Source organism: Olleya sp. YS (assembly GCF_029760915.1).
Lineage (GTDB): Bacteria > Bacteroidota > Bacteroidia > Flavobacteriales > Flavobacteriaceae > Olleya.
Genome location: NZ_CP121685.1, coordinates 1,101,629 through 1,128,433, shown reverse-complemented (window position 1 = coordinate 1,128,433; position 26,805 = coordinate 1,101,629). Strand labels below are relative to the sequence as shown.

23 protein-coding genes and 1 tRNA gene are annotated in these 26,805 nt (G+C 32.0%); 14 read left to right on the top strand and 10 right to left on the bottom strand.

From position 1 onward, the window contains the following. Positions 1 to 48: 48 nt before the first annotated feature. Positions 49 to 3,501: a hypothetical protein gene (locus Ollyesu_RS05245; protein WP_279302749.1), complete on the bottom strand. Its 3,453-nt coding sequence runs from the start codon at positions 3,499 to 3,501 to the stop codon at positions 49 to 51. A gap of 342 nt (positions 3,502 to 3,843) precedes the next feature. Between Ollyesu_RS05245 and Ollyesu_RS05240 the strand changes: the two genes are divergently transcribed. From Ollyesu_RS05240 to Ollyesu_RS05225, 4 genes are read left to right on the top strand one after another with little or no spacing between them, the layout of a single operon-like run. Next, a complete protein-coding gene (locus Ollyesu_RS05240) occupies positions 3,844 to 4,656 on the top strand; it encodes a LexA family transcriptional regulator (protein ID WP_279302748.1) in 813 nt (270 codons plus the stop codon). Between the two features lie 6 nt (positions 4,657 to 4,662). Next, positions 4,663 to 5,028, top strand: a complete 366-nt coding sequence (rnpA, locus tag Ollyesu_RS05235; RefSeq protein ID WP_279302747.1) for a ribonuclease P protein component — start codon at positions 4,663 to 4,665, stop codon at positions 5,026 to 5,028. A gap of 38 nt (positions 5,029 to 5,066) precedes the next feature. Next, positions 5,067 to 6,701 (top strand): S41 family peptidase, encoded by a 1,635-nt coding sequence (locus Ollyesu_RS05230; RefSeq protein ID WP_279302746.1) that lies wholly within the window; start codon positions 5,067 to 5,069, stop codon positions 6,699 to 6,701. A 59-nt stretch (positions 6,702 to 6,760) separates the two neighbouring features. After that, a complete protein-coding gene (locus Ollyesu_RS05225) occupies positions 6,761 to 7,639 on the top strand; it encodes an OmpA family protein (protein ID WP_279302745.1) in 879 nt (292 codons plus the stop codon). Here Ollyesu_RS05225 and Ollyesu_RS05220 read toward each other — a convergent pair. From Ollyesu_RS05220 to rpiB, 3 genes are all read right to left on the bottom strand, one after another. Then, positions 7,636 to 8,079: a GNAT family N-acetyltransferase gene (locus Ollyesu_RS05220; protein WP_279302744.1), complete on the bottom strand. Its 444-nt coding sequence runs from the start codon at positions 8,077 to 8,079 to the stop codon at positions 7,636 to 7,638. The genes Ollyesu_RS05225 and Ollyesu_RS05220 overlap by 4 nt on opposite strands. Positions 8,080 to 8,233: 154 nt before the next feature. Then, entirely contained in the window at positions 8,234 to 9,151 is a 918-nt protein-coding gene (locus tag Ollyesu_RS05215) for a cation diffusion facilitator family transporter (protein WP_279302743.1), read from the bottom strand. 3 nt (positions 9,152 to 9,154) lie between these two features. After that, complete coding sequence (rpiB, locus tag Ollyesu_RS05210; protein ID WP_279302742.1) at positions 9,155 to 9,589, bottom strand: ribose 5-phosphate isomerase B; 435 nt, start codon at positions 9,587 to 9,589, stop codon at positions 9,155 to 9,157. 699 nt (positions 9,590 to 10,288) lie between these two features. Here rpiB and rnr point away from each other — a divergent pair. From rnr to Ollyesu_RS05180, 6 genes are all read left to right on the top strand, one after another. After that, positions 10,289 to 12,487, top strand: coding sequence for a ribonuclease R (gene rnr, locus Ollyesu_RS05205; protein WP_279302741.1), 2,199 nt, complete (start codon positions 10,289 to 10,291; stop codon positions 12,485 to 12,487). A gap of 112 nt (positions 12,488 to 12,599) precedes the next feature. Beyond that, positions 12,600 to 12,902, top strand: coding sequence for a heavy metal-binding domain-containing protein (locus tag Ollyesu_RS05200; RefSeq protein WP_279302740.1), 303 nt, complete (start codon positions 12,600 to 12,602; stop codon positions 12,900 to 12,902). 118 nt (positions 12,903 to 13,020) lie between these two features. Further along, the gene (locus Ollyesu_RS05195) at positions 13,021 to 13,701 is read left to right on the top strand and encodes a DUF2807 domain-containing protein (protein WP_279302739.1); all 681 of its coding nucleotides are present in this window, start codon (positions 13,021 to 13,023) and stop codon (positions 13,699 to 13,701) included. A gap of 126 nt (positions 13,702 to 13,827) precedes the next feature. Continuing rightward, entirely contained in the window at positions 13,828 to 14,505 is a 678-nt protein-coding gene (locus Ollyesu_RS05190; RefSeq protein ID WP_279302738.1) for a LysE family transporter, read from the top strand. 95 nt (positions 14,506 to 14,600) lie between these two features. Beyond that, positions 14,601 to 15,041 (top strand): hypothetical protein, encoded by a 441-nt coding sequence (locus Ollyesu_RS05185; RefSeq protein ID WP_279302737.1) that lies wholly within the window; start codon positions 14,601 to 14,603, stop codon positions 15,039 to 15,041. 9 nt (positions 15,042 to 15,050) lie between these two features. Then, entirely contained in the window at positions 15,051 to 15,401 is a 351-nt protein-coding gene (locus Ollyesu_RS05180) for a ribose-5-phosphate isomerase (protein WP_279302736.1), read from the top strand. A gap of 176 nt (positions 15,402 to 15,577) precedes the next feature. On the opposite strand, the gene Ollyesu_RS05175 is transcribed toward Ollyesu_RS05180, so the two are convergent. Both Ollyesu_RS05175 and folB read right to left on the bottom strand, forming a co-directional pair. Then, a tRNA-Cys gene (locus Ollyesu_RS05175) sits at positions 15,578 to 15,648 on the bottom strand. A 40-nt stretch (positions 15,649 to 15,688) separates the two neighbouring features. Continuing rightward, the gene (gene folB, locus Ollyesu_RS05170; RefSeq protein WP_279302735.1) at positions 15,689 to 16,060 is read right to left on the bottom strand and encodes a dihydroneopterin aldolase; all 372 of its coding nucleotides are present in this window, start codon (positions 16,058 to 16,060) and stop codon (positions 15,689 to 15,691) included. Between the two features lie 145 nt (positions 16,061 to 16,205). Here folB and Ollyesu_RS05165 point away from each other — a divergent pair, with 145 nt between their 5' ends. The 3 genes from Ollyesu_RS05165 to Ollyesu_RS05155 all read left to right on the top strand — a co-directional run bounded on the left by Ollyesu_RS05165 (position 16,206) and on the right by Ollyesu_RS05155 (position 20,004). Further along, entirely contained in the window at positions 16,206 to 18,212 is a 2,007-nt protein-coding gene (locus Ollyesu_RS05165) for a glutamine--tRNA ligase/YqeY domain fusion protein (RefSeq protein WP_279302734.1), read from the top strand. Between the two features lie 86 nt (positions 18,213 to 18,298). Beyond that, positions 18,299 to 18,778 carry a DUF1761 domain-containing protein gene (locus Ollyesu_RS05160; RefSeq protein WP_279302733.1) on the top strand — a complete coding sequence of 160 codons (480 nt, stop codon included), beginning with the start codon at positions 18,299 to 18,301 and terminating at the stop codon, positions 18,776 to 18,778. A 65-nt stretch (positions 18,779 to 18,843) separates the two neighbouring features. Then, on the top strand, positions 18,844 to 20,004 hold the full coding sequence (locus Ollyesu_RS05155) for a GNAT family N-acetyltransferase (protein WP_279302732.1): 1,161 nt from the start codon (positions 18,844 to 18,846) through the stop codon (positions 20,002 to 20,004). A 53-nt stretch (positions 20,005 to 20,057) separates the two neighbouring features. Here Ollyesu_RS05155 and Ollyesu_RS05150 read toward each other — a convergent pair whose 3' ends face one another. Next, entirely contained in the window at positions 20,058 to 20,984 is a 927-nt protein-coding gene (locus tag Ollyesu_RS05150; RefSeq protein WP_279302731.1) for an SPFH domain-containing protein, read from the bottom strand. Between the two features lie 77 nt (positions 20,985 to 21,061). On the opposite strand from Ollyesu_RS05150, the gene Ollyesu_RS05145 reads away from it, so the two are divergent. Continuing rightward, a complete protein-coding gene (locus Ollyesu_RS05145) occupies positions 21,062 to 21,745 on the top strand; it encodes a hypothetical protein (protein WP_279302730.1) in 684 nt (227 codons plus the stop codon). A 48-nt stretch (positions 21,746 to 21,793) separates the two neighbouring features. Here the strand turns inward: Ollyesu_RS05145 and gltX are convergent, their stop codons facing one another. From gltX to Ollyesu_RS05130, 3 genes are all read right to left on the bottom strand, one after another. Then, positions 21,794 to 23,302 (bottom strand): glutamate--tRNA ligase, encoded by a 1,509-nt coding sequence (gene gltX / locus Ollyesu_RS05140; RefSeq protein WP_279302729.1) that lies wholly within the window; start codon positions 23,300 to 23,302, stop codon positions 21,794 to 21,796. Positions 23,303 to 23,409: 107 nt separating this feature from the next. Next, positions 23,410 to 24,450, bottom strand: coding sequence for an alkane 1-monooxygenase (locus tag Ollyesu_RS05135; protein ID WP_279302728.1), 1,041 nt, complete (start codon positions 24,448 to 24,450; stop codon positions 23,410 to 23,412). A 108-nt stretch (positions 24,451 to 24,558) separates the two neighbouring features. Beyond that, positions 24,559 to 26,607, bottom strand: a complete 2,049-nt coding sequence (locus Ollyesu_RS05130) for a T9SS type A sorting domain-containing protein (RefSeq protein ID WP_279302727.1) — start codon at positions 26,605 to 26,607, stop codon at positions 24,559 to 24,561. Positions 26,608 to 26,805: the final 198 nt, after the last annotated feature.

The window sequence follows — 26,805 nt, the reverse complement described above, 5'->3', positions numbered from 1 at the left end:
GGTAAGGCGGATTAATTGCTAGTCCTTAAAAAAGGACAACACTAAACATTATCTAGTTTCAGTAGTGGTTTCTGGTTCTGTTACACCTAATAGTGCATTGGTTTGCTCTATTGGGTTAGTAAAAGACTGGTTATTCTCATCCAAGATTTCTTCACCATCAGAATCAAACAACCTAAAGTCGTTACAATCTGTATTACATGGTAAGCCCTCTACATTAAGACCTATAGATCCTGCTTGAAGTACTGTTAGGTTTGTTGGTAGACGTGTCTCCCAAGTACCTTCTACCTCACCTTCTATAGTTTGCATTTCTTCTGCAATAGACACGTATAAATCGTCATCTTGATCAACCACTAGTCCTTGTCCGTTCCAGATCTCGCCAGTTGTCATGTACCAATTTACTGCGTCTTCAAATCCTGGTCTAACAGGCACAACGGTTCTTGCCATACCAGATTGTAAAAAGGCTTGAAACAATGGATCTGCTGCATCTTGCTGCTGGAACAGGTCTTTCCAATCGCTTTCATCTGCGTAAAAGTATGGATAGAATGTGTATGCCATAATCTCCCAATCAAATGCTTGCTCAAAGAATTTAACAGTTGCTGCATGGTTTTCAAACATTTCGTTTTTAGAAACTTTAGCAACCTCATCGCTATTGTAATTATTTTTAGAGACTTTAGATTGCTCTATCAATAATTCTGTAGCAATTCGCTTAATTTCTTTTTTCTCTAAGCTACGGTTGTGTAATGGGTTAAACGTTAACTTATACTTATCGTCTGTTGGTTGTACTTCGTTGGCTACCATAGCATCGTTGTACTCTCTTAAACGGTCGTTATATGCATTTATAATTGCATTATAGGTTTCGTTTTTCCATTGTTGAAGTAGTTCGTCAGAACGTTCTAGGTTAACAGTAACGGTTACTGTTCCTCCCCAATATCTATCTGTATAAATTGATATTGGAAGTTTTTCAGTAAATGAATCTATATCTCTTTCAATTTGTTTTTCAAAGTGTGCAACACCTACATGATGATCATTTCCTACTGATATTCCCCAATTTGCGCTACTGTATTGCTTCCCAGTTTGGGCAAAACCCCATTTAGTTGTATAGTAACCTTTAGGTATATCTAATGATGTAGAGTTACTTCTTGCCATACTACTTTTGTCTTGAACAGAAAAGGCATGCTCCCAACCAATGGTTTGAGTTGTAAGTGGAGGAGCATCAACCTCAGCATTATATTCTGATGCATAAAATTGATAATTATCTTCGGTTAAATCTGAAGAGCTTGAAATCCCTACACCTAAATCACTTGGATGGATTGGCTGCTCTGGTAAAACTATAACTGAATCGACCTCTTGGTCATTCTCTATATTTTTCCAAATGGCGTCTTTTAAAAACCGTGCTGGCTCTGGTATTGCAAACTCATACATTAAACGCTTACCGTAATTGATTAATTTATTTTTATAAATCTTATCAACCCAACGATATACTCCAGTAACATGTTCTGCTCCTTTTGTATTATCAAAACCATGTTTGTTGTTTTCTTCAAACTCTTTTAAAATTCGCGACGTACGTTTGGTTTGTGTTTTAGACACAATACGCTCCATTGCACGCTCTGTAATTTCTTGTGCGTGTGTTAACGCTTGACTATTAGAATTTGAAGTTGAGTTTGATGATGAGAAATCTGCATAACCTCCAGCATTGAATCCCCAATCTCCAGTTCCTCCATGTACAGAAGCACTTGCGCCATAAGCTTGTGCTTGGTCTTCGTTAAGGACAGAAGCGACTTCGCTTTGCATTTCGTTACGATCTGTAGTCGTGGTATCTGTTAAGTTTTCTCTCTCTTTTTCGTCTGTACGTTCTGTTGTAATTTCAGAACTTGTTAGGCTTCTTGTTGCACGCTCTTTATATTCTCGAGCCATCACATTTTCTATATGCGACACTTCTCCAGGTACATAACAACACACTTCTTGCTCGACACGTCTAAAATCTGCAATACCTAAATTAGTGACTCCGTAAATACGATTATCATCTGAGGTTTGAGTGCCTGAACCCACCAATTGGAAGTTGCCCATGTTAAATCTAGACTTTAAGTTTACAACTTGTGTAAAGCTGTATTTTTCGCCAGATTGTAATGTAATCTCTCCAGTAATGGTATAATTTTCTACTCCAGAAGGATACGTTGTTCCGTTAGGGAAAAGCCTTACCATATTATTTGATGTTGGCACAATACTAAATCCTGTGTCTGTATCTGTTGTTCCGTCTGGGAAGTTTATAGTGTAGTTAATACTAGCAATTTGTGCTGGTTCTACCACATTATAAAACACCATAAACGTACTTACCGAACCACTAGGATGTAATTCCATTAAAGGCGGAATATTATAGTCTAATAGAGGAACTTTACTATTAATTTGTGTTACTACACCTCCTATTTTTACTTGTTTTGACTGCTTAGAGGATTTACTAAAAATAATTTGATTATTTGCTTTTATCTTAGCTTTTAAGGCTTGGTTTACTTCTTCAAAAGAGTCATAAACATCTAACTGCTCTGTATTAAAAAGTAACAAAGACGTATCCGATAATTTACCTTCTAAATAACTTGTTGTTATAGCTTCTACTTTACTAAACTCGAATTTTGGAAGTTTCAAATCAGGATAAGTGGTTACCCTAACTGTTTCTCCTGTTTTAGGATCTGTTTCCTCTGTAATAACTGGCTCTGCTTCTGCTATTAATTGCTCTACAACCTTATTATGCTCATTTAAAGCAGTTTTGTAAGCTTTTTGTTGTTCTTTGTTGTATTTAACTTCTATTGGTTTTAACGCTTCAATTAACACTTTATAATTACCGTTTTGATATTTAGCAATAGCGACATCATTAGTGTTTTCTAAGCTTTTTAAAGCTGCTGAAGAAACTGTTTTTGGTGCTTCTGTAACTGTAGCACTTGTAAATAATGCTTTAGATAATACAACACTAGCATTAGCGCGTCTTACAAAGTCTTGGTCTTGATCTTCTGTAAAGACAATATCGCCTTCTAACCCTTCAGAAAATTTGATGAACGCGTTTAAAAACTGATTAGCTATTAACACCTGTATTAATGCCTCTCTAACATATACAGATTGCTTGGTAATGGTTTGGTTTATTAAATTATCCCAAATTAAAAGATCTTCTTTTTTTTCTTTGTTTAATGGTAAAACACCATTAGCATTTTCTTTAATAGACTGAAACGTTAAGTGGTTTTTGTTACGCATTAACCAAGAAGAGAAAACATATAATTTTTGGTTAATCTCTTTAACCTCTTTTCTGGTTTTAAAACCGTTAAATTCTCTACTAACACTTTCTAAAACTTGATTTTTTTCATCTTCTTTTACACCATCAATAGCTTGAAAAAAAAGACTTGAATTTTCGTCTGGATGAAACACAAATCCCTTATGGTTTTGTTTTTCATCAATTAATTGTGGGTTACGTAAAGTGACGAATCTAAATAGATTCTGTTTAATTTTTGTACTCATTTTTTTAATGTTTATTTAATTAATATTGGTTCAATTAAGAACGCTGTTATCGTTTCGCTTTTCTAACAGGTTTACCTTAATCAAGCCTTAATTACTTAAGACATAAAAATTTGAGTCATTCTAACATTTTGTTGAATGGTTGAGCTAATATTTAATTTTTAAAGAAAATAACTTTTAAAAATCTATAATTTGTTAATTAATATTTATACAAATGTTTGATTTTTAGATAATTTTGTATATTAGCAGTTCATTAACGAGACAAAAATACAACATTTTACAAATTAAAACAAACATTTTACAATAAATTTTGTAAAAAGTGTTAACCTCTTTATTTTTTAGGCTATGAAACAAATAGATGAAAAAATTACAGCAATAATTAACCATTTTAAGCTTAATAATTATGCGTTTTCTAAACGTATAGGTGTTACAGGAACCACTATAGATAGTATTGTTAATGGTCGCCCACAAGAGGATGGTACGCGTAAAAAAACAAAACCTGGTTATGATGTATTAAGTGCTATTATTGAAGAATTTAATATTAATCCAGACTATTTATTTGGTAAAAGTGAGGTGATGCTAAAGCAGGATGTAGCACAGATTCAAACATATTCTGGAGTCCCTCAAGTGATTTCTGTTAATCAAGAGAATGAAGAAAACGTTGTTTACGTTCCTGTAAAAGCTAGAGCTGGTTATTTAGATGGTTATGGAGATAGTGAGTTTATCGAAACCTTACCCTCTTTTAATATGCCACAATTAAACAATGGGACCTTTAGATGTTTTGAAGTGCAAGGCAACTCTATGGTGCGTACTTTTTTTGATGGTGATTTAGTTTTTGGAAAGTATGTCGAAGATTTAAACGATGTTAAAGATGGTCGTGTTTATGTTATTGTTAGTAAAAACGATGGTATTGTTTTAAAACGTGTGATTAACCGTATTGAAGAGCGTGGTAAACTCATTTTAAAAAGCGATAACAAAGATGGTAACTATCCAACATACACCATAGACGCAGAAGATATCATGGAAATTTGGTATGTGACTATGTTTGCCTCTAAGCAAATGCCAGAACCAATAGATGTTTACGACAGATTGCATGACCTTGAAAGTAAATTAGTAGAGCTTCAAGAACGATTAAAAAATAAGGTTTTAAATAATTAAATCTTCATGCGCTTCACGTTTAACAAACACGACAAGCTTAAAAGCCAAAAAGCAATTGAGCAATTGTTTGCAGAGGGTCAATCCATTTCGGCATATCCTTTGCGGATGGTCTATTTAAAAAATGATGATGCTCTAAAAGTTGGTGTGTCTGTTAGTAAACGTTATTTTAAAAAAGCGGTGGATAGAAATCGCATAAAAAGATTGCTTAGAGAGGGTTACCGACTAAATAAAACTATGTTAATAGACAATAATATTGACCATTGTACGCTTATGATTTTATATATTAGTAAAGACATGCCAGATTTTAAGCTAGTTGATGCTAAAATAAAGACACTACTATCTAAATTTAAAGACCAAATTGTAAAGTCTTAAATTACTTTTTTAAGACTTTCAAGAAACACATATTACAAATGAAACACTTACTAAAACGACGCATTTTAATTCCAATATTTGCTGTCACTATCCTATTTACAGGAACCGCTTTTAAGAACGATTTTTTTGAAATTGCTAAACAAATAGAGATATTTACTACGCTTTTTAAAGAGCTGAATATGAACTATGTGGACGAAACTAATCCTGCAGATTTAATGGATAATGCCATTAAAAACATGTTAAACGATTTAGATCCATATACTAAATTTTACAACGAGCAAGATGTTGAAGCAGAACGTATACGTCGTACAGGAGATTATACTGGTGTTGGAGCACGTATTAGAACCTTAAAAGACAAGCTTGTAGTTGTTGAACCTTATAAAGGGTATCCTGCTGATAAAGCTGGATTAAAAGCTGGAGATGAGATTATTGCTGTAGATGGAGTAACTGTTTCTGGATATGATGGTGATGCGTCTAACTTGTTAAAAGGTGCGCCAAATTCTGCTTTAAAAGTGACTTACAAACGTCAAGGAAAAACCAATACAGCAACAGTTACAAGATCTGAAATAGAGATTGACGCTGTGCCACATTTTTCTATGATTGACGATAAAACGGGATACATCGTCCTTCAAAAGTTTAATACCAAAGCGTCACTGCAGACAGGTTATGCATTAAAAGATTTAAAAGCCCAAGGTGCTAAACAAATTATTTTGGATTTAAGAAGTAATCCCGGAGGATTATTAAACGAAGCTGTAAATGTGGTTAATCTTTTTGTGCCTAAGGGTCAATTGGTAGTAACCACAAAATCCAAAGTAAAAAAATACAATAAAACCTATTACACAAAAAAAGAACCTGTCGATACAGAGATTCCTGTAGTAGTTTTAATTAATGGTCGTAGCGCTTCCGCTTCAGAAATTGTTGCAGGTACACTTCAAGACATAGATCGTGCTGTTGTTGTGGGTTCTAGAAGTTTTGGTAAAGGATTGGTACAACGTCCTAAAAAACTAACCTATGGTACACAGCTTAAAGTAACTATTTCTAGATATTACACGCCTTCTGGACGATGCATCCAAGCGTTAGATTATTGGAATAGAGATGAAAATGGAAATGCAGTACGAGTAAAGCAAGAAAATTATAACGCGTTTAAAACCAAAAATGGAAGAAAAGTATTTGATGGTGGTGGAGTCTTTCCAGACGAAGCGGTTGAGGTTACTAAAAACACAGCTATTACAGATGCTATTCTAAACAGTCAAAGTATATTTGACTATGCGACTAAATATTATTACTCTAATAAAGTTGATGATATTTCTACTTTTAAACTATCAGATTCAGATTTTAATGCGTTTAAAAACTACTTAAACACAACAGGTTTCGAATTTGAAACCGAAACTGAAAAAGCCTTCAAAAAAGCGTTAGAAGTCTCTAAAACCGAAAACCTTGATGATGATATCAATAGAGATTACAAAACATTAATTACTAATTTAGATAACTCTAAAGCTAAAGCAGTCGAGGATAACAAAAAGCAATTAATAAATTTATTAACTGAAGAAATTGTTAAGCGTTATGTCTACAGAGAAGGTTTATATGAGTATTACAAAACCAATAATGAGGCTATTAAAACAGCTACTGAAATACTCTCAAATCCTTCAAAATACAACAGATATTTAAACTAAAATATCAGAAAAAAATTAACAAATTTTATTTTTGGTATATTTAATGTTAGTTTAAAGTTATGAAACATCTATTACTTTTCATATTACTTAGTACATCTATGGTTTTTTCGCAAAACGAATTAACTCATGATGTATATTTTAACACAGACGAATATGACGTCCCTTTAACAGAGGAAAACAGAATTCTATTGTTTATTTCTAGCTTAGATACCATTCCTATTCAAAAAATATCTATTTATGGATTTTGTGACGATCGTGGTTCTAACGACTATAATTTAGAGTTATCTCAGAATAGAGCTAACACTATTAAAGAGTTATTTTCTGGTTACGGAATTGATGAAAGTTTAATTACCAACGTCAATGGTAAAGGTGAAATATTATTAAAGGTATTAAACGAAGAAGAAGTCCATAAAATAAGAGGATTAAACCGTAAAGTAGAAATTATAGTTACCCCTAAAACAGAAGAAAAAAAACCAGAGAAAAAACCGGTTGAGGTTACTGAAATAAAAAAAGACGAACCTAAAGAGAAGAAAAAAGTTACCACTGAAGACATTGCTAAAGGCACTATAAAAAAAGGGGATAAAATTATTTTAGATAAAATATATTTTAAAACCAGTTATAGTTATGTTACTCCAGAGTCTAAAAAAACATTAGAAAATTTAGCAAAGTTATTAGTAGACAAAAAGAATATTTATTTTACCATTCAAGGTCATGTGTGTTGTACACAAATGAGTCGCGATGCAATTGATAAAAAGACAAAAAAACGAAACTTATCTGTTGCACGAGCTAAATATATTTATGATTATTTAGCTAAAAAAGGTGTGGATAAAAAACGTATGAAATATGTTGGTATGCGTCGTAAATTCCCACTTGGTGGAGACCCAAAATTTGATAGACGTGTCGAGATTTTAGTGACTTATGTTGGTAAAGAAGATTAATTTTTAATCATCGCCACATGAGGGATTCCGTCTTCAAGATACTGCTCTCCTACTTCAAAAAAACCTAAATTATTATAGAAGCTTTTCAGGTAACATTGTGCTGAAATTTTAATTTTAGTTTCGTTATAATATGTTTTTATAGCGTCAATAGACGCTTTCATAATATCATAACCATATTTGTGGTGTCTTTCATTTTTTGCAACCACTACTCGACCAATACTTGCTAATTCAAAATAATCACCTGGTTTAAAAAGTCGTGTGTAAGCCACAACTTTGTTGTCTTTAAAACCAATTACGTGTAATGCGTTTTGATCTTTATTATCAATATCTTGATAGACACAATTTTGCTCGACTACAAATACTTCACTACGTAGTTGAAGTAGGTCGTACAACTCTTGTGTTGTAAATTCTTGAAAGGTTTTTACTATAATATTTAGCATATATATATTATTTCGTCAGTTCGAGTGATTCGACGTAGGAGAATTGTATCGAGAACCTTTTAAATCTTCTCGATACAAAATTCTTAAAAAAGAATTTCACTCGAAGTGACGTATCTCTTTAATTCAAGAGATTCCTGCTTTTTCAAAGTAATTATTAGTCTTGAACAATCACATCCTTAGCATCATCCTTATCATACTCTGGTTGGATATTAACGTGATTAATTTCAAATTTATCATATAATAAGTCTTCAACCTTATGTAAAATACTATCAAACTCTGATAAAGTTATATCGTTTTCAAAATCGATATGTGCTTCAAAATGTATTTCATCTTCATTTAATTGCCACACATGTATGTGATGAACGTTTTTAATTTCCGCGAAAGCGTTAATCTCTTTTACAATCTCATCTACAGGTATCTCGTCTGGAGTAAACAACATCAATACTTTAGTGGAGGCTTTTAACAAATCAAAGCCCATATAAATTAAGTATAATGCTATTGCTAAAGTTAAGGCACTATCTACCCAATAAATTTGGTAGTACTTCATTAGTAATCCACCTATAAATACTGCAACGCTTGCCATCATATCTGTTAATAAGTGTAGGTAAGCGCTGCGCATATTCATGTTAGATTTGCTGTCTTTTTTAAGAAGTAACACACTAAAGCCATTACCTAAAATAGCGATTAAAGATAACCAGATTACTAAATTACTCTCAATATCTTGTGGGTTTTGAAAACGCTCTATAGCTTCAATAATTAATAATACTGCAACAATTATTAAAGTTGCTGCATTGATAAAAGCTGCAAGTATTTCGGCACGTTTATAGCCAAAGGTTTTATTTAAAGAAGCTTTTCGTTTAGATAATCTGTCTGCAACATAACTTACTATTAAAGATAAGACATCACTAAAATTATGTAAAGCATCACTTAATAAGGCTAAACTACCAGAAAGTATTCCACCTATTACTTGAGCAACAGTAATAAGTATATTTAAAAAGATAGAAATTAAAAGATTACGACCTTTTAAATCTCCATGATCATGAGAGTGGTTATGTGAGTGCGAATGACCCATTGTCTAACAGCTTAAAGGTATTTTATCCACACGATTTTGATGACGTCCTCCTTCGAAAGTAGTCTCTAAAAACACATCAACCATTGCTATTGCTTGTTGTACAGCTGTATAACGTGCTGGTATACAAATAATATTAGCGTTATTATGTTGTCTGGTTAATTCGGTAATCTCTTTAGTCCAACATACACCAGCTCTTACTTTTTGATGTTTATTTGCTGTCATAGCAACACCATTAGCGCTACCACATATTAAGATTCCGTAATCTACAGCTTTGTTTTCTACATCTGTAGCTACTGGATGTACAAAATCTGGGTAATCTACACTACTGTTTTCGTTTGTTCCGTAGTTAGTAACAGTAATTCCTTTGGCTTCTAAATGTTTAACGATTGCAAATTTATAGTCTGTACCTGCGTGATCGTTTCCTATTGCTATTTTCATTGTAGTAGTGTGTTGTTTAGACTTCAAAGTTAATAATTGCTTACAAGTATTAATAACTAATACAAGGTAACTTATTCATAAAAATTAATTTTGTTTTTAGTTTTAAAATTAAAGTGCTTCTGTAGATTGTTAACTTCTCTTGGTTTAAATATTCATTACTTGTTAATATCTTCTTATTCTTTTTTAAAACTTTTATTAGGATTATAGTTTCTTTTTTACAAACTAAAATTAATTATTAACTACCAAAAAAGTTAGTCTTTACTTTTTAGTCATTTATAAGCATAAAAAAGAGTTTAATACACAGTAATTTTTAAATTACTTATTAAAATTATACCGTTAATAGCTATTATTAACAATTGTTAACAGCATACTTAATATGCTTTAAAATAAGAGATTTAACTAACTAATAAGATGTTAATAGAACAGTCTAACTATTAATTCAAAGTAAAATAATAAAAAGTTATACCGCTATTAACAAGCAATAATCATCATCATTATTTTTCAAATTTTTTAAAAGAAATAAATGATATATAATATAAATGTGAATAAGTCTAAAATTTAAAGTTAATGATACTTTAATTTTGATTTAATATTAAAAGCGTAGCTTTGCATAAACTTAATACCTTCTCTCCTCCTATATTAAGTTAGAAAATAACAGAATTTCAGTTAACTTTAGAAATTCAATAGATTACAATTTAAATGACAAAAAAGAAAAAAAGGAAACCATCTCATAATAAGATTTCCAACCTAACAAATACTATTCTAAGTATTTTAAAAAAAGATAGAAACCAATCCTTTAATTATAAACAAATAGCTGCTAAACTTGGTGTTAATGATGCTAGTAGCAGAAACCAAATTATAAAAACACTTGCTAAACTTGCTTCAAAAGAAGAAATTGAACAAGTTGATCGTGGTAAGTTTAAAGCTATTCTAAATACCGAGTATCACACAGGTATTTTTGATGCTGCACAACGTGGTAACGGTTATGTTATTTGTGATGCGTTTGAAGATGATATTTATATAGCATCTAACAATGTTAATAAAGCATTAAATGGTGACGAAGTTGAAGTATATGTGTATAAACGTAGAAAACGTGGTAAGTTAGAAGGAGAAATAACTAATATTATCAAACGTGCAAAAACCGAATATGTTGGTATTATCCAAATACATAAAAACAAAAATTTTGCTTTTGTAGTGGTTGATGGTAATAAAATGCAAACAGATATTTTTGTACCAATTAATAAAACATTAAAAGCTGAAGATGGCGACAAAGTAGTAGTTACTATGGAAGATTGGCCAGAAAAAGCCGATTCACCAAATGGAAAAGTGATTAAAGTTTTAGGTAAAGCTGGAGAACATAATACCGAAATACACGCTATACTAGCAGAATACGGTTTACCATACGAATTTCCAAAAGAAGTAGAAGACTATGCAAATACTATAGATTTAGATATTAAAGCAGAAGAAATTGCAAAACGTCGCGACATGCGTAAAGATTTAACCTTTACCATAGATCCAAAAGATGCTAAAGATTTTGATGATGCCTTATCATTTGAAGTTTTAGATAATGGCTTATATGAAATAGGTATCCATATTGCAGACGTATCACACTATTTAAAAGAAGGAACTGTTTTAGATGATGAAGCGTATGAGCGCGCAACCTCAGTATATTTAGTAGATCGTGTGGTACCTATGTTACCAGAAATACTCTCTAATGGAGCATGCTCGTTACGACCACATGAAGAAAAATATACCTTCTCTGCAGTATTTAAAATAAATGATAAAGCCGAAATTAAAGACCAATGGTTTGGTCGTACAGTTACATATAGTGATGCTAGATTTGCTTATGAAGAAGCTCAAGCTATTATAGAGTCTGGTACTAATGAGATTCCTCAAGAGGTATCGTTAACAGGTAAACCTTATAAAACTGATCAAAACATAGCAGATGCTGTTTTAAAATTAGATGAATTAGCTAAGAAAATGCGTAGTAAACGCATGCGTAATGGAGCGATAAGTTTTGATAAAGTAGAAGTAAAATTCTCTTTAGATGAAGAGGCTAATCCAGTAGGTGTTCATTTTAAAACCAGTAAAGATGCTAATAAGTTAATTGAAGAATTTATGCTTCTTGCCAACAAAAAAGTATCCGAGTTTGTCTCTAAAATGAAGCCACCAAAAACGTTTGTCTATCGTGTACATGACGAACCAGACGAAAGTAAACTTGCAGCCTTACAAGGTGTTGTAGCCAGATTTGGACATAAATTAAATTTTAAAAGTCGAGATAATATTGCTGCTTCTTTAAATAAATTATTATCAGATGTACAAGGTCAAAAAGAGCAAAATCTGGTTGATACATTAGCAATTCGTACGATGTCTAAAGCAGAATACACAACAGATAATATTGGACATTACGGTTTAGCGTTTGATTATTATAGTCACTTCACATCACCAATTAGACGTTATCCAGATGTGATGGCGCATCGTTTATTACAACGCTATTTAGATAAAGAAAAATCTGCCAATGCAGAGGTGTATGAAGAAAAATGTAAACACTCTTCTAACATGGAATATCTAGCTACTAAAGCAGAACGTGACTCGATTAAATACATGCAAATCAAATTTATGCAAGACCATCAAGACGAAGAATTTGTTGGTGTTATTTCTGGTGTTACTGATTGGGGAATTTATGTTGAGATTATTTCTAATAAATGCGAAGGAATGGTTAGAATTAGAGATATAAAAGATGATCATTATGACTTTGATCAAGATCAATTTGCTTTAATAGGACGCGAAACAAAAAATATGTACCAGCTTGGTGATGAGGTTGTTGTTAAAGTAAAACAAGCAGATTTAGTCAAGCGTCATCTGGATTTTGAATTAATAGGGAAACACGAAGAATAGTTATTACAGTCCAGTTAGTTCTAGTAATTTAACTAAGGAGAATTGTATCGATTACTATTACAATTGTAACAATTTATAAAAATTTTCAACTAATAAAATAAAACAAAATAACATGATACTTACAACTACAAACTCAATAGAAGGCTTTAGAATAATTGAATATAAAGGTATTATAACAGGAACTTCTTTTGAGATGAAAACAAAATTTTCTTTTAAAACAGAGAAAAATAAAGACATTACCAAAGCAGTAATAGATGATGCTAAAGAACATGCGTTTCAAGAGCTACAAACTAATGCAAGTAATTTAAATGCAAATGCAGTTGTTGGTATTTCTGTAGATATTGAAACTGTACAAGGCTCTTATTTTTACGTTTCAGTAACAGGAACAGCTGTTAGTGTTGCAACAGATAAATAAACCAATGTTAGTTCGAGTGATTTTCTGCTTAAAAACCAGAAAATAGTATCGAGAAATAATAAAACTGTAACAAATCAAAAAAAGAATCCTCTTTACTACAACACAAACCTCTTTTACAATGAAACATTTATTAGTTGCAGTATTATTTTTAACCACCACTATTTTAGTCGCTCAAAATCCAAAAAATAAAAACGTAGGTGATTTTAATAAAGTTAAAGTCTTTGATTTAATTAAAGTAAGTCTTGTTAAGTCAGATGAAAATAAAGTGATGATTACAGGTGAAGATGTTGATGATGTTGAAATTATTATAAAAAACAACACTTTAAAAGTACGTATGAAACTAGATCGTAGTTTTGATGGTACCAAAACATTTGTAGCTGTACATTATACAGACTTAAAGACTATTGATGCTAATGAGGGTTCAATAATTGTGGGTAACGAGTTAATTGAGCAAGATACTATAGAGTTGCGTGCACAAGAAGGTGCTTCAATTATAGTAGGTTTAGATGTCGATACAGTTAATATAAGAGCTGTTTCTGGCGGAATAATAGAAACTAGAGGAAAAGCTAACACCCAAAATATTACACTTAATACAGGAGGTATTTATGAAGGTCGTGCGTTTGAAACCAAAAATACGACTGTTAAAATTAGAGCAGCAGGTGAAGCTGAGGTTAAAGCAAGTAATACAGTGGATGCACGTATTACAGCTGGAGGAGATATTTATATTTATGGAAATCCAGAAACAGTAAATAAAAAACAAACCTTTGGTGGACGTATAGAAATAAAAGAAAATCAATAAATACTATATCAAAAAAACGATTTAAAGCTTCAAATTTATTTTGAAGCTTTTTTATTTTATATACTATCTACTTACGTGTTAAATAAATATTTTCTTTACTTTGTAATTCACGTATGTAAATAATTCATGTTAGACGATATTCTTAAAGCAATTCCATTAGGTATACTATTATCTTTTACCGTAGGACCTGTTTTTTTCGTTTTATTAGAAACTAGTGCTACTAAAGGTGCAAGAAGCGCACTAATTTTTGATGCAGGTGTTATTTTGGCAGATATTTTATTTATTACTATCGCTTATTTTAGTACAGAAAAACTAGTTGGTAAAATAGAAAAAGATCCCAATTTTGTAATTTTCGGAGGTGTTTTATTAGTTATATATGGTATTATTACTTTTATAAAAACATCGCGTTCCTTTAGATCTATAGTTAGAGAATATCATAAAATAGAAATTAGAAAAGGTTACGGAAAACTCTTCCTTAAAGGATTTCTACTTAATTTTATTAACATAGGTGTGTTATTAGGTTGGTTAGGTTTTATAGTATTAGCTAACACTATAACGACCTCAGAAAATGGTGTTATTGTGTTTATAAGTACCATGTTAATTGCTTATACTTTAACAGATTTAGTAAAGATAGCTATTGCAAAACGTCTTAAAAATAAATTAACACCTAGACTTATTTTTAAAACTAAAAAGATTATTGCATTAGTAATTTTAGGGTTTGGTCTTCTATTATTAGTTCAAGGATTTTTCCCTGAAGAAAAAGAAAAACTTAAAGAAAAATTAGAGCAAATTAATCCTTTATAACTCTTATATATTTGGATAATTCTCAGTCTAAAAAATTCAGTTTAATACTTCGTATTTGTCTTTCGATTTTATTGATTGGCGCGCTATTTAAAATCATGCATTGGCCTTACTCTAATGTATTAATTAGTAGTGCAATAGTCGGAATTTTGATATTTTATCCTATCCGTTTTTTTCTAAAAGCGCAGAAGAATAGTATGGACTATGTTAAGCTAGCAATTGTAATTTTATGGTGTTTAATTTATGGTACAAAAATTTTTCACTTATATCTACCACCTTTAGTTTTTAATATCCTATTAGCATTATTATTTGGTTGGTGGTTTGTTAATGAAGGTACTGTGTATATCACTGATAGAAAATTTAAGATTAGTTTTGGTTTTCAATATATGTATTATGTTGTAGCAGCATTTAGTATTGGATGTGTAGGTTTAGGTATACTATTTAAAATTCAGCATTGGCCATACGGATCATTATTGTTTACTATTGGGTTAATTAGTATAGCTATACTGGTTATTATTGATTATTTTGTTAGAGAATAACACAGTAATATGCCAAAAACGCAATACCATATTTACGTTGTAGAACTCAAGAAAAAAGTATATACAGAGCATGCTAGATTTAGAGCTGCAAACCCACAATTTAATGGTGTGTTAGAGTGTTTATATGTTGGTATGACCAGTAAAACACCAAAAGAGCGTTTTTTACAACACAAAACAGGCTACAGGAATAAAAAAGGACATAAACTATCGTCAAACATTGTCCAGAAGTATGGTAGTTATCTAAGACCAAGTTTATACAATCATATTGGTCCAATAGCAACTAGAGCAGACGCTTTAAAAATGGAAGAAGCTTTAGCGTTAGAGTTAAGACGACAACGTTATGCGGTTTGGTTTAATTAATAAATTCCTACGTAGTAAGAAATCTAAATATTTACAAATAAAAAAACCTCCAACTTTCGTTGAAGGTTTCTTAGAGGCGTCGAATAAAACTGTCGAATCGCTGTACTTATCTTACTTTAAATTTTCTTAAAATTTATAAATAAAAAAACCTTCAGCTTTCGTTGAAGGTTTCTTAGAGGCGTCGAGCGGATTCGAACCGCTGTACAAGGTTTTGCAGACCTCTGCCTAGCCACTCGGCCACGACGCCATTATTGAGGAGCAAATATAAAAATATTTAGCTTTTTACACTACTTCGTACCTACTTTTCTTTTTTCAGTTAATTCTATGGTAACCATTTGTACATCACCACCAATAGGAGGATTGATCTTGCTTACCGCAACTGTTGCCACAGTAATTAATTGGTCTTCTTTAAATATTCGGTTTAAAATACGTTTGGCAACATGTTCTAAAAGTGCACTTGGTTTTGCCATTTCTTCAACCACTACTCTATTTAAAAACACATAGTCTACAGTATCTGCTAGTTGATCTGAAGAGGCACTTTTTTGTAAATCGGCAGTGACTTTTAAATCAACCTTGTAATCGCTACCAATTTTAGTTTCTTCTTTTAAACAACCATGATACGCGTAAACTCGTATATTTTCAACTTTTATAATTCCCATCACAACATAATTTCAGCAAAAATACCTAAAAATCATCTGTATTTAATTTTTAAATCTAAGTCGAATTCATTTCAACTAAAAATAACTAATTTTACATCCAATTAAAAGTATTGATTAATAGCAAAAATCAATAAAATATAGATGTATGTCTGAAGATAAAAAATCACTCAATTTTTTAGAGCAAATTATAGAAGAAGATTTAGCTAATGGTTTAGACCAAAGTAAGCTGCGTTTTCGTTTCCCACCAGAACCAAATGGGTACTTACACATTGGTCATACTAAAGCTATTGGGATTAGTTTTGGTTTAGGAGAAAAGTATAATGCGCCTGTAAACCTACGTTTTGATGATACCAATCCAGCTAAAGAAGAGCAGGAATATGTAGATGCTATCAAAGAAGATATTGCTTGGTTAGGTTACAAATGGGCTAACGAGTTATACTCGTCAGACTACTTTCAAATTTTGTTTGATTGGGCTGTAAATATGATAAAGGATGGAAAAGCTTATGTAGATTCGCAATCTTCAGAAGCTATGGCAGAGCAAAAAGGGACACCAACACAACCAGGAGTTGATGGACCGTATCGTAATAGAAGCGTAGAGGAAAACTTAGATTTATTCATGAGAATGAAAAATGGTGAGTTTGAAGAAGGCGAACATATTTTACGTGCAAAAATCGACATGCAACATCCAAATATGTTAATGCGTGATCCGATTATGTATCGTGTACTAAAAAAGCACCACCACAGAACTGGTAACGATTGGTGTGTGTATCCAATGTACGATTGGACACATGGTGAAAGCGATTATATAGAGCAAATATCGCATAGTTTATGCTCATTAGAATTTAAGCCTCACAGAGAACTTTACGATTGGTTTAAAGAGCAAGTATATACTTATGCTAAGAACAAGTATCCAATGCTTCCTAAACAACGCGAATTTGCACGTTTAAACCTCAGTTATACTATTATGAGTAAGCGTAAGCTACTTAAGCTAGTAGAAGATGGTATTGTCAATGGTTGGGACGATCCACGTATGCCAACCATTTCTGGTTTACGACGTCGTGGGTATACACCTGCTGCAATTAGAAAATTTGTAGAAACAGCTGGTGTTGCAAAACGAGACAACATTATTGATGTTGCGCTTTTAGAGTTTTGTATAAGAGAGGATTTAAACAAAAAAGCACCTCGTGTTATGGCAGTTTTAGATCCTTTAAAGATAGTTATTACTAATTATCCTGAAGATAAAGAAGAGTGGTTAGAAGCCGAAAATAATCCAGAAGATGCATCTGCTGGATTTAGAAAAGTACCTTTTTCTAGAGAATTATATATTGAAAAAGCAGACTTTAAAGAAGAAGCTAGCAGTAAGTTTTTTAGGTTGAAACTAGGTGGAGAAGTAAGGCTTAAAAACGCCTATATTATTAAAGCTGAAAGCGTAGTAAAAGATAGTAATGGAAACATTACCGAAGTCCATTGTACCTATTCTGAAGACACAGAACGTCGTATTAAAGGAACATTACATTGGGTAAGTATCAAACACGCTATAAAAGCTGAGGTTAGAGAGTATGATAGGTTGTTTTTAGATGAAGCACCAGATAGTCACGAGGACAAAGACTTTATGGAGTTTATTAATCCAAACTCATTAAAACTCATTAAAGCGTTTGTCGAGCCAAGTTTAGCAGATGCTAAAGTAGGAGAGCAGTTTCAGTTTCAACGCTTAGGGTATTTTAATGTAGATAATGACTCTAAAAAAGACGCTTTAGTCTTTAATAAAACCGTTGGATTACGTGATAGTTGGGCTAAACAAAAACCGAAAGCACAAACCAACAATCAAAATCAGCAAAAACCACAAAATAATCGACCAGCAATAGAGCAAATCAAATCCTATGGTAAAAAGTATGATAGGATGAAAGAGGACCAACAAGCTAAAGCTAAAGCCGAAATACAAGTATTAGCTAAAGATGTCGATTATAAAGACTTGGAACCCTTGTTTAACACCTCTGTTAAAAAAACAGGTACGCGTATTATCACGATGATAACTCTAGGTGTATTATTAGAAAACGGATTAGATAAAAACGAAGCTATAAATGACTTTATAAATAAAGCTTTAGAAGATAAAAACCAATTATTAGTTGCAGAAGCTAAAGCAATTGCATAAGCATATTACACTTATTATCAAACCGCTAAATACAACCTTAGCGGTTTTTTTGTACATTTAAAAATTACTAACTAAAATTTTTAATTATGGAAGGATTTAATATTTATGCCATTTTGGTGGCAGCAATTGTACCTATTATCTTAGGGTTTTTATGGTATAATCCAAAACTTTTTGGAATTGCATGGATGCGTGAAGCAGAAATGACAGAAGACAAAATGAAAGGCGGTAATATGGCTGTTATCTTTGGTGTGTCTATTTTATTATCAGTGTTATTATCATTTTTTACTATGTTTTTAGTGATACATGAAACAGGTGTTTATGGTATGACTGAAGGACAAATGGACGGAGAAACTACTAAAGCGTTTATGGCAGAATGGAGTGGAAAATATAGATCATTTAAACATGGAGCTTTACATGGTGGGATGGCAGGAGTATTTTTTGTGTTACCTATTATTGCTATAAATGCATTATTTGAGCGTAAAAGCTGGAAATACATTTTTATCAATGCAGGTTACTGGATTGTAACCTTAGCTATTATGGGAAGCATCATAGCAGGTTGGGTTTAATTTTTGTAACGTTCTAAACAACATAAAGACTGATAGGGTAACTTTCAGTCTTTTTCTTTGCACTTTTGATAGATTTTAAAATTTATAAATCAGTAAACAACCTTCCTAAATCTTGGGATAGTTTACCGACTAATGATGTGTTTTTAAAAACGCCATTTTTAAAAGCGCTTGAACAATCGTGTCCAAAAAACATACATACCAATTATGTCGCTATTTTTAGAGATGAAGTATTGGCTGGAATTGCTATTATCCAACGTGTCGAGATGTATATTGAAGATGTCTTTAGAAAAACATCAGATAACGCTTTAAAACGCTTCGGAAAAGCAATCATTGCTAAAATAGTAAGAGGTAATGCGTTAATTGTTGGTAATTTAATGCATACAGGACAACATGGCTTGTTTTTTAATCCAGAAACTATATCACAATCCACGTTTTTAGACACTGTATTTAAAGCTATAGATTTACTTACTATTCAGATTAAAAAAGACCACAAAAAGAATATCAGAATTGTTGGATTTAAAGATTATTTTGAAACAGATAATATCCATCAGCACGAAACACTTTTCTCCAAAAACCACTTGTATAAAGTCCAAGTGCAACCTAATATGATGTTGGATATTCCCGAAACATGGAACACTATTGATAATTATATTTTAGCGTTAGAAAAGAAATATAAACGACGTTATAAAACAGCCTTAAAAAAAGCAATACAGATTTCAAAAAAAGAATTGGATTTAGATGCTATTGATGTAGCTTCAAAACAATTATACAGATTATATAAGTGCGTGTCTGATAACGCAAAAGTTAACTCGTTTGTGTTGCACGACAGACATTTTTTTAACTTAAAAAAAGAGTTAAAAAACCAATTTAAACTATATGGATATTACCTAAATAAGGAGTTGGTAGGATTTTACACGCTTATTGTGAATAATCAAACACTAGAAACTTACTTTTTAGGGCATCAACCGGAACTACAACACCAACATCAGTTGTATTTAAACATGTTATATGATATGTTAAGATTTGGTGTTGAAAATAATTTTAAAAAAATTGTGTATGCCAGAACAGCGATGGAAATAAAAAGCTCTGTTGGAGCTAAACCACACACCATGCACATTTACATGAAACACACTAATAATTTTATAGCAAATACCGCTTTAAAATTTATTGTTAAAACTTTAAATCCTATAAAACAATGGGAGGAAAGACATCCTTTTAAATCATAAAAAACCCTTAAGTATATCTTAAGGGTTTTTATTTTAAATTCTGTTAAAGATGGTTATTCACCTTTATTCTTTTTAGCATTTTTCATGGCTTCACCAATTTGGTTACTAGCTGTAAAACTAGCCACCATATCATTTAACATATTACTTCCTGCTTGTGGCGAATTTGGTAATAAAATTAAGTTAGTATTGGTTTCGCTACCAATTGCTTGTAACGTATCGTAGTGTTGTGTTACTACAATTAAAGCAGACGCTTCTTGACTATTTATTCCTACACGATTTAATACATCTACAGACTCTTCAAGACCTCTAGCAATTTCTCGTCTTTGATCAGCAATACCTTGACCTTGTAAACGTTTACTTTCAGCTTCAGCTTTTGCTTTTTCTACAATTAAAATACGTGCAGCATCACCTTCATATTGCGCAGCGGTTTTCTCTCTGTCTGCAGCATTAATTCTGTTCATTGCAGCTTTTACTTGTGCATCAGGATCAATATCTGTTACTAAAGTTTTAATAATATCAAAGCCGTAATCTAACATCGCGTCATTAAGCTCAGATTTTACTGCAATTGCAATGTCATCTTTTCTAACAAAGACATCATCTAATTTCATTTTTGGTACTTCTGCACGTACTACATCAAAGACGTAACTTGTAATTTGCTCATGTGGATAGTCTAATTTATAAAACGCATCATACACTTTTTGGCTAATTACACGATATTGTACAGATACTTTAAGACGCACAAATACATCATCCAAAGTTTTGGTTTCGATGATAACATCTAATTGCTGAATTTTAAGACTTAATCGACCAGCAATTTTATCGATTAAAGGAATTTTTAGATGTAATCCAGACTGTCTTATACTATGGTACTTTCCAAAACGTTCTATAATAGCAGCTGTTTGTTGTTTGACTACAAAAAAGGCTGAAATTAAAATAATCAAGCCTAAGACTATAAATGGGATTAATGCAACATTGTTCATGAAATACGGTTTTTAATGGTTATACTATTATGATTACTAAATTAAGTTATATTTGCTCAAAACTCCCTTAATTTAAAATGAAAAAATTTCAATTCATATTATTAGTAGTATTAACACTAGGTTTTGTTACAAAAAACTTTTCTCAGAAAGGAAATTACAATATCCAAAACGGATTTGCAATAGGTGGAGGAATTACTCAGTTTGATATCTTAACAGATAATTTTGAAACCCAAAAAGGGGATGGTTGGATAGGCCATATGTCTGCAACTGTTGATATACCACAAAAGTGGTATAACATAAGCTACGGAATGCAATTATCTGAAAACACAATGAGTTTAAACGGATTAGCTTCCACTATATCCTCAAACTTTGAGCCAGTTGAGTATAAAGTTTTTGCAGTACAAGTCGCTTTTTTATGGCATGCTAAACCTTTTAGAACCCCTCATTTTACTATTGATTTTGGTCCAATGGTCCAGTATAATAGTGATCTAGAATTAAGTAACGACAATCAAGAAGATTTTATAATCACTGACTTAGACACCGTTTTAGCAAAGGACGTTAAAGAATTAAACAACTTTAATGTTAATGGAGCAGTAGGAGCTACTTTAGGTTTAGGACATTTTAAGGTAAAAGCACAATATATCTATGGATTTACAAATATTTTGGGTGCTTTTAACGATTCTGATTTTAACCAAACGTTAAATAGACAGTTTAAAGGAAACCAAAGTATGTTAGCGTTTTCAGCAATGATTACTTTCTAAAAGACGATACTATAAAAAAAGCGAGCTATTTAGCTCGCTTTTTTGGTTTTATATCGTTTCAATAAGTTTTTCAATACGCTTTATGCTTTCGTTTTTACCAATCATAAACATGATGTCAAAAACATCTGGTCCTTGTAGCGCACCAACTAAAGCTAAACGTAAAGGCATCATTACTTTACCAAAACCAATCTCATTTTTAGTAATCCAACCCTTAATCTCTGTTTGTAACGTCTCTACCTCAAAATTGTTGATGTTTGACACAATGGAGAGTAATTCTGTCATTAAGGACTTAGTATCGTCTTTAAATGCTTTTTTAGAGGCTTTTTCGTTATAAGTTTCCGGAGCCACAAAAAAGTAATGGCTTAAATCCCAAAAATCATTGACAAACGTCGCACGTTCTTTAATTAATCCAACCACCAAAGCAATATAATTAATGTCAATATCTTTTAACTTAGAATAGTTTTTTTGAAACGCTTCTGCCAAAGCTTCATTGCTTTGCTCTTGCATATAATGATGATTAAACCACTTAATTTTATCTGGATCAAAACGTGCTCCAGCTTTATTAACGCGATTTAAATCAAAAGCAGCAACCAATTTATCTAGACTAAATATTTCTTGTTCTGTTCCTGGATTCCACCCTAAAAAGGCTAAAAAGTTAACGACTGCTTCTGCAAAATAACCTTCTTCTCTGTATCCTTTGGCAATGTCACCAAATTCTGGATCCCACTCTAAAGGAAACACAGGAAACCCTAATTTATCACCATCTCGTTTACTTAATTTTCCTTTTCCTGTTGGTTTTAAGATAAGTGGTAAGTGTGCAAATTCTGGTTTATCCCAACCAAAAGCATCATAAAGTTGGTAGTGTAGTGCTAAACTTGGCAACCACTCTTCACCACGAATAACATGCGAGATTTCCATTAAATGGTCATCGACAATATTAGCTAAATGGTAAGTTGGCATTCCATCTGATTTAAACAATACTTTATCATCTAAAACATTGGTGTCAATGCTAATGTCTCCTCTAATAATATCTTTAAGATGTAATGTTTGATCTTGAGGACTTTTAAAACGTATTACATAGTCCTCTCCAGCATCTAATTTAGATTGCACCTCTTCTTCTGTAAGCGATAACGAGTTGCTTAGTTTTAAACGGTTATGCCAATTATAGATAAAGGTTTTGCCTTTAGATTCGTGATCTGTTCTGTGAAAATCAAGCTCTTCTGAGGTGTCAAATGCATAATAAGCATTTCCGCTAGCGACTAGTTGGTCAGCATATTGTTTATATAAATGTTTACGCTCACTTTGTCTGTAAGGACCAAAGGTTTCATTCTTGTTTGGTCCTTCATCAAAAGGAATAGCACACCAATTTAAAGCATCAATAATATACTGTTCTGCACCTTCAACGTAGCGGTTTTGATCTGTATCTTCAATACGCAATACAAACGTTCCGTTATGTTTTTTAGCAAATAAATAGTTAAAAAGTGCTGTACGCACACCTCCTATATGTAATGGTCCTGTTGGACTTGGTGCAAAACGCACTCTGATTGGTTTTGACATGTTTTATGTTTTGTGGTAGCAAAGATAGAATAGAGTATAGTAAAGAGCAAAGAAAAGAGAACAAAGAGATGAGAATAATAAAAATCTTCTATTTTTTAATTTAGTCTTCAAATAACCATCTCCTTAGGCACACGTTTATTCATAATTTTAAACCATAAAGGTGGACACAACGACAAGACCATAGAGGTTGGGTAGCCAAAAGGCATTTGTGGACTCTCATCATGACAATCTAAAATTTGATACTTTTTTGAGGATTTATAATGATGATCGCTATGTCTAGTTAATTCATACAAAACAATACGTCCAACGACGTGGTTGGAGTTCCAAGAGTGCATCTCTCGGACACGCTCATATCGCCCAGATTTGGTTTTATGTCTAATTAATCCGTAATGTTCAATGTAATTGACGGTTTCTAACATAATAAAGCCAGTAATTCCAGCTAAAACAGCAAATAACAATACCGTTTTACTAAAAACAAAAAATACAATAACTAAATATAACAGCTGTAATAAAGTATACCACAACATGTCATTTTTTATAGAAAAGAAATGTTGATTATTATTTTTCAGTAATTTTTTTTGAATTTTCCAAGCGCTAATATATTGTCTAATGGTTGAGGTTAACCAAAACGAATACACGCTTTGATTGTATCTTGCGGTAGCAGGATCTTCTGGTGTTGCTGCGTGTAAATGATGCCCAAAATTATGTTCGATATAAAAATGCATGTAAAAACTTGGTAGGAGCAATGCTTTACCAATAAAGCGTTCGTTTGTGGTTTGTCTGTGACCAAGCTCGTGTGCGACGTTAATTCCGTTAGTACCTAATACAATACCAACAGAGACCACTAAACCTATAAATTCATAAGTTTCTAGAGTTTGATTATTCACTATAAAAAAGCTCCAAACTAACAGTCCAAAGACTAAAGGTAAGTTTAAATAAAGTAGCCAATCAAAAATAGTTTTACGGAGTTTATTTTTTACTTCCTCTTCCTCTAAATTGGACGTTTCTACAGGTAATAATAGTTCTAATATTGGGATGATAACAAAAGCATAGATTGGTGTTAAAAACGAAAACACCCCTTTAAAGTATAAACCTATACAAGCTATTAGTGGAATTGAATAAGCTGCTAAATATTTTAAATCTTTCATACAGACCAAGGGTTTGTTGTCATTAAATAGGTTTACAATTTATAATATTTATTCAATAAAAAAACCCTTCAATAATTAAATTGAAGGGTTTAATAAAAATTATATTATTTATTTTTTTATGAATTTTAAGGTTTGTTTTTTTCCGTCTTCCGTTTCAACATTTATAAAATACATATTACTTTGAAGCTTAGAAACGTCTATTTGCTTTACATCTGTAACCTTAGATAAAATTCTTTTACCCAATGTATCATAAATCTCATAAGATTTTATGTTGTTTTCATAATGTATTGTAATGATGTCATTACTTGGGTTTGGGTAAATATACATTGAACCCTCATTATTATTCAATGGGACATCTTGACCAAATTCTCTAAACAAAGACTTTAAGTGCTCTCTTACTTCTTGAGTAAACACACTTCCCGTATATGCGTTACTTGCATCATACCTTCCACCATTTAAGGTTAGTTGATAGGTCCAAGCTTCATCATAACAACTGTCACAACATGATGGAACATACATACCAATAATATATAGTTTATTATTTTCAAAATAGTAATTTGGAAAACTAGTCGTAAGACTCCAAACCGGATTTGTTGATGTTGCTGGTGGTAATTGTGTACTAAATCCACCTAAATTACTTGACCATGACCAAGAGTTTGGCGCCATATTAATAAAGTCTATTGGTGCATTAAATGGATAAGTAGTTAATTCATACACAAACCAATAATATTGGTAACCGTTGTTTATTTCTGAACATTCGTCTCCAATTACAATGGTATCATCTGTATTGGCTATGGTATTAATAGATCCAGTTATTAGTTGAGGGTTTCCTTGATGTTGAACTGTAATACTTAGGTTTTGATCTAGTTTTTCTTGAACAGAAATATCATCTATAGCCAAATCGTTACCATCTCCATTACCGTCTTCTTTTAAATGAATTTTAATATTAGCCTGATCACTATCACCTACAAAACATTCTGTTAACTCAATCCAATCGCATGAGTCAGATGGGTCTGCGTTAATAATTTCCCAACCATAAAGTATACCATTGATTTCTATCTGAATTTCTGGTAAGATATCAAAAGTACATTGTGGCATATTTTTAAAATTAGCACACAATTTATAATTTTTATCAGGTTGAATGTTGATGTTTTGTTCCCATATAACACTTGTTGCACCACTAGGTTGTTGGGTTTTTCCATTAACAACCAAGAACATATCATTATACTGGTAATCTGTAGCGCTTTGGCAATAGGAATGATCTGTTATGTTAGCATTAAAATTAGATGCTGAGTTAACGACATCATACTCTCCAGGATAAGTAGCAGCAGATTGTGTATAACTACTAGAAAATAACGTGTCACCAAATTCAAAATTACCATTTTGTACCAAGTTTGTATTTTGGGTTCCATCATTTACTTCACAACAATAAGCACCATCATTTGTTGGTTCTGGATCTGGAATCAAGGTGCTATCGCAAACTTCACTTATACAGATATTGTCTATTCCAAATTTTTCATCTCCACCAGCAACATCTACTAAATAAGCTATTCCATTAACTCCAGAAATTAATGTATCCCAATCAGATGCTAAGCCTGTATTAATGGTCCATTGTCCATCAGGATTACTAGGTAAATTACCTGCTGAATCACTAAAGTCTATTGGCGCACAAATCCTTACCCAACCTAAGCTAGAGTTTATAGGTACATTAAGCACAAAAGTTGCAATTAAAGTAGAATTAGCGGGATCTGTACCATTGTAGATTCGTAAAGAATTACCGCTTAAGGTACCTGTTGCAATATGAAATGTTTTAAAGTCATAACAAAAACATCCATCTCCTTGTACCATTTGTGTCCAATCTCCAGAATAGTCTGTAGAATTGTAGATCCAACTGGCACCATTACCGCAGGAACCGTCATCCATAAATAAAAACACGTCTCCTGGTCCGTTTTGGCTACCAACATCTTCATATTTTATGGAGGTGTTGATTGTTCCCCAATTATTTAAAACATTGTTTACTGGTACTCCTGGACATCCTAAACCCATTAGGCTGGTTGTTGCATGTTGATCAAACTGCTCACAAAAAGCAGTTTGTGCTTGCATTGTCATTATTGACATTATAAATGCCAAATAATAAATTAGTTGATTTTTTTTCATGATTAATAGTATTAATTAGCCTACTCTGTTTTGGCTTTTCGGCTTCCGCCATTTACTATTAAATATACTGATTATCAGCTACTTATAAAAATATAAATTTGTGACTGAACAGTTTTAACTTATAAACAAGCAACTTGGATTGATGATTGGTAATTTTGTAATTCATTGATTTTTTACTCTTTTGTAGGTTTTTGCAGA

Excerpts from the sequence above, each read along its gene's own strand:
- Ollyesu_RS05245 (WP_279302749.1), bottom strand. The coding sequence starts at position 3,501 with ATGAGTACAAAAATTAAACAGAATCTATTTAGATTCGTCACTTTACGT.
- Ollyesu_RS05240 (WP_279302748.1), top strand. The coding sequence starts at position 3,844 with ATGAAACAAATAGATGAAAAAATTACAGCAATAATTAACCATTTTAAG.
- rnpA (WP_279302747.1), top strand. The coding sequence starts at position 4,663 with ATGCGCTTCACGTTTAACAAACACGACAAGCTTAAAAGCCAAAAAGCA.
- Ollyesu_RS05230 (WP_279302746.1), top strand. The coding sequence starts at position 5,067 with ATGAAACACTTACTAAAACGACGCATTTTAATTCCAATATTTGCTGTC.
- Ollyesu_RS05225 (WP_279302745.1), top strand. The coding sequence starts at position 6,761 with ATGAAACATCTATTACTTTTCATATTACTTAGTACATCTATGGTTTTT.
- Ollyesu_RS05220 (WP_279302744.1), bottom strand. The coding sequence starts at position 8,079 with ATGCTAAATATTATAGTAAAAACCTTTCAAGAATTTACAACACAAGAG.
- Ollyesu_RS05215 (WP_279302743.1), bottom strand. The coding sequence starts at position 9,151 with ATGGGTCATTCGCACTCACATAACCACTCTCATGATCATGGAGATTTA.
- rpiB (WP_279302742.1), bottom strand. The coding sequence starts at position 9,589 with ATGAAAATAGCAATAGGAAACGATCACGCAGGTACAGACTATAAATTT.
- rnr (WP_279302741.1), top strand. The coding sequence starts at position 10,289 with ATGACAAAAAAGAAAAAAAGGAAACCATCTCATAATAAGATTTCCAAC.
- Ollyesu_RS05200 (WP_279302740.1), top strand. The coding sequence starts at position 12,600 with ATGATACTTACAACTACAAACTCAATAGAAGGCTTTAGAATAATTGAA.
- Ollyesu_RS05195 (WP_279302739.1), top strand. The coding sequence starts at position 13,021 with ATGAAACATTTATTAGTTGCAGTATTATTTTTAACCACCACTATTTTA.
- Ollyesu_RS05190 (WP_279302738.1), top strand. The coding sequence starts at position 13,828 with ATGTTAGACGATATTCTTAAAGCAATTCCATTAGGTATACTATTATCT.
- Ollyesu_RS05185 (WP_279302737.1), top strand. The coding sequence starts at position 14,601 with ATGCATTGGCCTTACTCTAATGTATTAATTAGTAGTGCAATAGTCGGA.
- Ollyesu_RS05180 (WP_279302736.1), top strand. The coding sequence starts at position 15,051 with ATGCCAAAAACGCAATACCATATTTACGTTGTAGAACTCAAGAAAAAA.
- folB (WP_279302735.1), bottom strand. The coding sequence starts at position 16,060 with ATGGGAATTATAAAAGTTGAAAATATACGAGTTTACGCGTATCATGGT.
- Ollyesu_RS05165 (WP_279302734.1), top strand. The coding sequence starts at position 16,206 with ATGTCTGAAGATAAAAAATCACTCAATTTTTTAGAGCAAATTATAGAA.
- Ollyesu_RS05160 (WP_279302733.1), top strand. The coding sequence starts at position 18,299 with ATGGAAGGATTTAATATTTATGCCATTTTGGTGGCAGCAATTGTACCT.
- Ollyesu_RS05150 (WP_279302731.1), bottom strand. The coding sequence starts at position 20,984 with ATGAACAATGTTGCATTAATCCCATTTATAGTCTTAGGCTTGATTATT.
- Ollyesu_RS05145 (WP_279302730.1), top strand. The coding sequence starts at position 21,062 with ATGAAAAAATTTCAATTCATATTATTAGTAGTATTAACACTAGGTTTT.
- gltX (WP_279302729.1), bottom strand. The coding sequence starts at position 23,302 with ATGTCAAAACCAATCAGAGTGCGTTTTGCACCAAGTCCAACAGGACCA.
- Ollyesu_RS05135 (WP_279302728.1), bottom strand. The coding sequence starts at position 24,450 with ATGAAAGATTTAAAATATTTAGCAGCTTATTCAATTCCACTAATAGCT.
- Ollyesu_RS05130 (WP_279302727.1), bottom strand. The coding sequence starts at position 26,607 with ATGAAAAAAAATCAACTAATTTATTATTTGGCATTTATAATGTCAATA.